This is a genomic window from Cereibacter johrii (genome assembly GCF_001720585.1).
GTDB classification, from domain to species: Bacteria; Pseudomonadota; Alphaproteobacteria; order Rhodobacterales; family Rhodobacteraceae; genus Cereibacter_A; species Cereibacter_A johrii.
The window spans coordinates 1-5,785 of the sequence record NZ_MABH01000151.1 but is presented as its reverse complement, the minus strand read 5'-3'; the positions used below and the strand labels follow the sequence as shown (position 1 = coordinate 5,785).

Genomic DNA, 5,785 nt, shown 5'->3' with positions numbered 1-5,785 from the left:
GTGCGGGCGGTGAGGCGGGCGTAGAAGGCGGCGCGGGTCTCGGTGCGGTCGGCGAGGCCGCGGCGGATAGCCTCGGGGGCGCGGAAGGTGGCGCCGCCGTCCTGCGGATCGTCGGTCACGCTGAGGCGGGTGGCGAGCTCGGCCGCGGGGATGGCTCGGCCGGCGGAGACCGCGGCGTGGAAGGCGGCCTCGGCCTCGTCGAGGCTGCGCTGGAGCTCGGCGCGGCCGGCTTCGGTCGAGGCGTCGGGGCGTTTGGCGCGGGCGTGACGTGAGCTCATCTCGAAGATCTGCGCGCCGTTGACGCCGGGCTGGACATGGGCCGCGGCGGTCAGCGCCACGCCGATGGAGCCCGCGACGGCGCCCGGTGTCATCACGATCTCGGAGGCCTGGGAGGCGAGCCAATAGGCGGCGGAAGCCGCGAGCGGCGAGACGAGGGCATGGACCGGCCTCACGGCCGCTGCCGCCGCGATGGCCTCGGCCGCGGCCTCGATCCCGCAGACGAGGCCGCCGGGGCTGTCGATCTCCAGCACGATGGCGGCGGCATCCTCGCTGGCGGCGAGGTGGGCGAGGGTCTCGGCGAGGCCATGATAGGTCGCCCAGCCGAACCAGCGCTCGTACTGCGCCATGTTCGGGGTCAGGATCCCGCGCACCGGCACCACGGCGAGGCCGCGCGAGACGGTGAAGCGGTCGGGAACGGTCGGGCCTGCTGCGGGAGCGCAGGCGGCCGCGGCGGGACCGCCCGCGCTCTCCGGGATCGGCAGCGCGAGGAGGGGGGCGGCCAGATCCTCGGCCAGCGCCATGGGCTGCAGGGGGCCGAAGAGGCTGGCGAGCGTGCGGGTCATGGGTTTGTCTCCTCGCTGCGGGTCATGTTCGGGGCCGGGTTCAGCCGGTCGCCGCCCTCTATGGGATCGTAGCCGTCGATGCGCCGGGCCTCGTTCGGGGTCAGGATCGGGCCACCCACCGCCTTGGCGAGCGCCTCGAATCTTTCCTTTGTCGTGGGCCGGAGCAGGGCCCCGAAGTCGTGCCGGAAGAAGAGGCCCGCCCGGCGCTCGGCCTCGGTCAGCACCCCGAGCGCGAGCTGGTCCTCGACCTGCTTCGCCCAATGCAGGAGGCAGTCGGTCAGGTAATCGATGGCCTGCTGCTCGCCATTGGCCTTCACGCCGTACTCCATCATCTGGAGCTTCGCCGGCGGCACCCGGTAGATCGCCGCGATCTGCTCGCGGTCGAACTTGCGGCTGCCGAGGAGCTCCTGGTCGGCGGCCTTCATGTCGAGCGTCTTCACATCCTCGCCCTCGCCGAGGATCGGGAAGCCCTCGACCTCCGGCGCGCGGAGGGCCGCGGCCACCCGGCGGGCGCTCCGGACGCGGGCCTCGTCATCCTCGTAATCGTCGCGGAGCCGGATCACGGCGCGGGCGGTGACGCCCGAGGCCGCGCGGGCCGCCGACTCCTGTCCCGCCAGCGCAAGGCCCACGCTCTCGGCCGCGACTTCGAGCGGGCTGCGGCCGGTCCAGCCGTCCTCAGCCATGTAGCGCAGATGGATCATCGCGCGGGCCGGGGCGCGGCGGCGGAGGCCTGCGCCGTCCTCGAAGTCGTAGAACCGATCCCGGCCGGCGCGGAGCACGCTGCAGCCCTGCTGGCGCACGAGATCGATCAGCTCGAGCTCGCCCGCCCCGTCGCGCGGTGCCCAGGCGAAGGCATTGCCGCGGAGGGTGAAGGCATAGCCTAGCGCGAAGCGTACCACCGAGGCCGCCACACCCGGCGCGGCTTCCACATTCAGAAGATAGGGCGCGGCATGGTCGCGCACCCGGATCTCGCGGCCGTCGCCGCTGCGCTGGAAGAGCTTCAGCGGCACCTTGGCGAGATCGCCCGCGATGACGGCGCAGCAGGCGTAGACCGTGGCATGGCGCTGCGCGATCTCGGCCGAGACGCGGGGCAGGGTGCGGATCCGGCTCGCGCCGCCCGAGCTCCAGCCGACCTCCTGCAGCCAGGGCTTCGGCGCCGCCGTCCCGCTCACCTCGGCCGCGGCCTGCGGGGCGGTCACGGGTGGCTCGGTGCGGACGGAGGCGCCCGCCATTCGCGAAGCGCCAAATCGGGGCCATCTGCTCATGCCGGTCCTTCCTTCCGCCAGACGTTCCCGCGGGGAGCGCCTGCTGTTCGCTTTCGTGATGCTGGTGAGAGCTGCTGGGGCTCGAAACGGGATCCGCTCCAAGCCCATTGCTGCCGGTCGGCAGGACATTATGCTGAAAGGATGACGCCGCGCAGACGCATCTTTTCCTGCATCCTTCCTGCTCCGAGCGCTGAGGTGGCAGACAGCGGTGGGGCCCTGCTTTTTCCCTACTGGAGCTTCACCAAAACGGTCATCGCGATCATTGCCTTGAGGGTGGCAGAAAGCGGCAAGATCAATCTGGATCAGCCCCTGCGGGAAAGACCCTTTACCCTGCGCCAGCTTCTGAACCACACAGCTGGCCTACCGGACTATGGCACGCTTCCCGCCTATCATCGCGCTGTTGCAAACGATGAGGAGCCTTGGTCACGCGATAATCTTTTACAGCTAGCCATGGCGCAGGGAATGCGATTCGCGCCAGGCTTCGGCTGGGCCTACTCGAATGTCGGCTACATGCTGGCGCGCGAGCTGGTGGAAGAAACTGCGGGCCAGTCTCTTGGCGACCTGGTCAAGGACATGATCAGCGTCCCGCTTGGGCTTCAAAGCCTGGAGCTCGCCATTGACCGAAGGCAGTTCTCGCGTGTGCATTGGGGCGCCGCACAAAGGTATCATCCGGGGTGGGTCTACCACGGGTGCTTGATCGGGACCCCCAGAGATGCCGCGCTGTTGCTGCACGCGTTGTTTGCCGGGAAGATCCTGAGAACAACGTCGCTCCAGCAGATGCTGACCTGCGTTCCCGTGGGCGGCGCGATTGACGGACGCCCCTGGACAGAGTGCGGGTATGGCTTGGGCCTCATGAGCGGCAGGATGGGGCTGGCCGGAAGGGCCATTGGGCATTCCGGCGGAGGGCCGTTCAGCGTAAACGCCATCTATCACTTTCCCGACCAGTCGAATCCTCGCACTGTGGCGAGCTTCACCGACGGCTGCGATGAGGGGCTGGCGGAGTTTGCGGCGGTCAGGTGCAGTGGCACCCAGTGACGGCTTCGTTCCGCGCTGCCGGCCCCGGGGCAGAGCAATGCCGGAGAAGCCTCCGCTCATGCCGTCTCCACCTCCCGCGCGCGGCGGCGGCCTTCGGCGGCTTCGGCGCGGCCCAGGGCCATGATCGCGGCCACCGCCGGGTCAATCCGGCCCTTCGAGCGGGCCTTGTTCGGCTTGATGTTCTCGGCCGCATCCTCGTCGCGGTGCACGTTGCCCACCGCCCAGGCCAGCACCGGATTGCCCGCGTGCCGGATCCGGCCGCGCGCGACGGCCTCCTCGAAGCGCTTCATCGGTGAGGACATCGAGCCGTAGCCCTGCCCGTGCTCGACCAGCGGGAAGCGGCGCTTCAGGAGCTCCTTCGCCATGTATTTCATGCCCCAGCGGTCGTAGGCGAGCTCCCTCAGGTCGAACCGGGCCCGGATTGTCTCGAGCCGCTCGATCACCTGATCCTCGTCGATCACGCCGCCCGAATGGACCTCGAGCCAGCCCGCATCGCGCCAGGCGACATATTCGCGCTTCTCCTTCTGGGCGCGGGCGATGAAGCCCTTCGGCCCCTCGGGCAGGAAGGAATAGGCCAGGAGATAGATCTGCCCGTCCTTCGGCACCGCGACCGAGATCGCGGTGAGGTCGGTGGTCTTCGAGAGGTCCAGCCCCACCCAGGCCGGCAGGCCGTAGAGCGACCGAGGGTCGAAGGGCTCGGCGCCCCGGTCCCAGACGTCGCGCGCGATCCAGGTCTGGGCGCCTTCCGTCCAGAGGTTCATGTGCAGCCGGCGGAAGTTCGGCATCTTGCCCGAGATCACCGTGGCCTCGCGGTACATCTCGCCGAACCGCTCCTCGGAGAAGGCGACGCCGAGGTTCGGGTTCGCCATCTTCCAGAACCGGGGATCCCCCACGTCGCAATCCTGCGGGGGTTCCGCCACATAGGCGAAGAAGCTGTCGTCGCTGACCGTGCCCCTCACCACCTCCTCGGCATAGTCGCGCATCTCGCCGCAGAGGCTCGCGCGGTCGGCGCCGGCGGTGGTGATCGCCCAGTCGATCGGCTGGGCCCGGGCGATCATCGAGTTCGTCAGCACCTCGGCCAGCTCCCGGTCGGTCCAGCGGTGGACCTCGTCGCGGGCGGCGAAGTGCGGGTTGATCCCGTCCGAGCTGTTGCCGTCGCGCGAGAGGCAGGCGATCAGCCCCTCGGTCGCGGGCACCTCGATGGAGGTGCGCCAGACCTGCATCAGGGCCGAGAGATGCGGCGAGGCGCGGATCATGCGCTTCAGCTCCCGGAAGAGGAGCCCGGCCTGGTCGCGCGTGGTGGCGGCGCAATAGCCCTGCGGCGCCGCCTCGCGGTCGAAGAGCGCGGTGAAGAGCGCCGGCACCGCCGTGTCGGTGGTCTTGCCGTTCTTCTTGGCCACCTGATGGTAGGTGGTGCGGAAGCGGCGGAGGCCGCCCTCCTTCTTCCAGCCGAAGACCGAGCCGTGGCGGAAGGCCTGCCAGGGCCTGAGCGTGAGCGGGCGGCCGGCGAGCGGCCCGGTCGTGTGCTGGATCAGCTCGGCGAAGTTCAGCACCCGGCTGGCTGCGCGGCAGTCGAACCAGAGGCCGCGGTCGCGCCCGGTCTCGAGATCGGTCAGATGGCGCAGGCAGGCCAGCCGCACCAGTTCTCCGGCAGTCTCGCGGCCCTCGACCACATCGAGCGCATAGCGCGAGACCGGATGGTCAATCGGCTCCATCGAGGGTCTTCAGGATCTCGTCGAAGAGGTCGCCCTGTCCGGTGACGCGGACGCGGGCCTCGTCGACCGGCGTGAGGCCGAAGCGGGCGGCGAGCTGGTTCATGACGGCGATGGCATCCTGACGCTGGCCCCAGACGGCGCGCTTCTTCTGCTGGCGGCCGTTGCGGGTCTCGACCTCGTACCAGCTGCCGAAGGCCGCGATGTCGCCGGTGAAGCGGATGACATCGGCCACCGCCTCGCAATAGACCGCGAACGGATCCTCGAAGGCGGGCTCGAGCCGCTTCTTCGCGATGAGCACCGGGGCGAGGCGCTCCCAGACGTCGCGCCCTTCCGCGCTCATCCAGCTAGGGGCCTCCGGCACGGGCGCCGCGAGGTCGCCCTTCATCGGGATGACGTTCGAGACCTTCGGCTTCTGCCCGCGCATCGTGACTGTCCTTGTTCCTTTGGACCGCGCCCGCGCCGGCCCGATCCCGCCGCATCGGCGGCCGGATCGGGCGCGCCGGGATCGGCGGCCCATCATGTCTGTTGTGCGCCGCGGAGCGGAGCGGGGTCTCCCGGCCATCGGCTCGTCGTGGATCCGCCGGGGCGAGGGCAGGGCGCCGGTCTCCCGGTGCCTCTCATCCCTCTGCCCGGTGGGCTTTTTTTGCCAATTCGCTGCGCACGAAAAGGAAGGTTCGAGCGCCGGTTACCGTGCCGACCCCTCCGATTTTGCGATGCCCCCCGGTGGGTGGAACACCTCGCGCGCGGTCTTGCGGCTGTGACAGGGCCGGCAGAGCGGCTGCCAGTTGCTCCGGTCCCACATCAGGAGCGGATCGCCGCGGTGCGGCCGGATGTGATCGACCTCGGCCGCGGCGACCACGAGCCCGAGCCCGGCGCAGTCGGCGCAGAGCGGATGGGCGGCGAGGAACCGCGCCCGCGCCCGCCGCCA

General features: G+C 70.1%; 6 protein-coding genes. 1 reads left to right on the top strand and 5 read right to left on the bottom strand.

What is annotated here, in order from left to right; genetic code table 11:
- The coding region (locus tag A9O63_RS13465; RefSeq protein WP_069332404.1) for a S49 family peptidase at window positions 1-842 on the bottom strand (842 nt) is incomplete at its 3' end.
- Window positions 839-2,107, bottom strand: a complete 1,269-nt coding sequence (locus tag A9O63_RS13460) for a phage portal protein (protein ID WP_084295891.1) — start codon at window positions 2,105-2,107, stop codon at window positions 839-841. The genes A9O63_RS13460 and A9O63_RS13465, both read right to left, overlap by 4 nt.
- A 141-nt stretch (window positions 2,108-2,248) precedes the next feature.
- Between A9O63_RS13460 and A9O63_RS13455 the strand changes: the two genes are divergently transcribed.
- Window positions 2,249-3,142 carry a serine hydrolase domain-containing protein gene (locus A9O63_RS13455; protein WP_069332402.1) on the top strand — a complete coding sequence of 298 codons (894 nt, stop codon included), beginning with the start codon at window positions 2,249-2,251 and terminating at the stop codon, window positions 3,140-3,142.
- A 56-nt stretch (window positions 3,143-3,198) separates the two neighbouring features.
- On the opposite strand, the gene A9O63_RS13450 is transcribed toward A9O63_RS13455, so the two are convergent.
- The 3 genes from A9O63_RS13450 to A9O63_RS13440 all read right to left on the bottom strand — a co-directional run.
- Window positions 3,199-4,857: a terminase large subunit gene (locus tag A9O63_RS13450; protein ID WP_069332401.1), complete on the bottom strand. Its 1,659-nt coding sequence runs from the start codon at window positions 4,855-4,857 to the stop codon at window positions 3,199-3,201.
- Entirely contained in the window at window positions 4,844-5,281 is a 438-nt protein-coding gene (locus A9O63_RS13445) for a phage terminase small subunit P27 family (protein WP_069332400.1), read from the bottom strand. The genes A9O63_RS13450 and A9O63_RS13445 overlap by 14 nt, the downstream gene beginning before the upstream one ends.
- A gap of 261 nt (window positions 5,282-5,542) precedes the next feature.
- The coding region (locus A9O63_RS13440; RefSeq protein WP_141703096.1) for an HNH endonuclease at window positions 5,543-5,785 on the bottom strand (243 nt) is incomplete at its 5' end.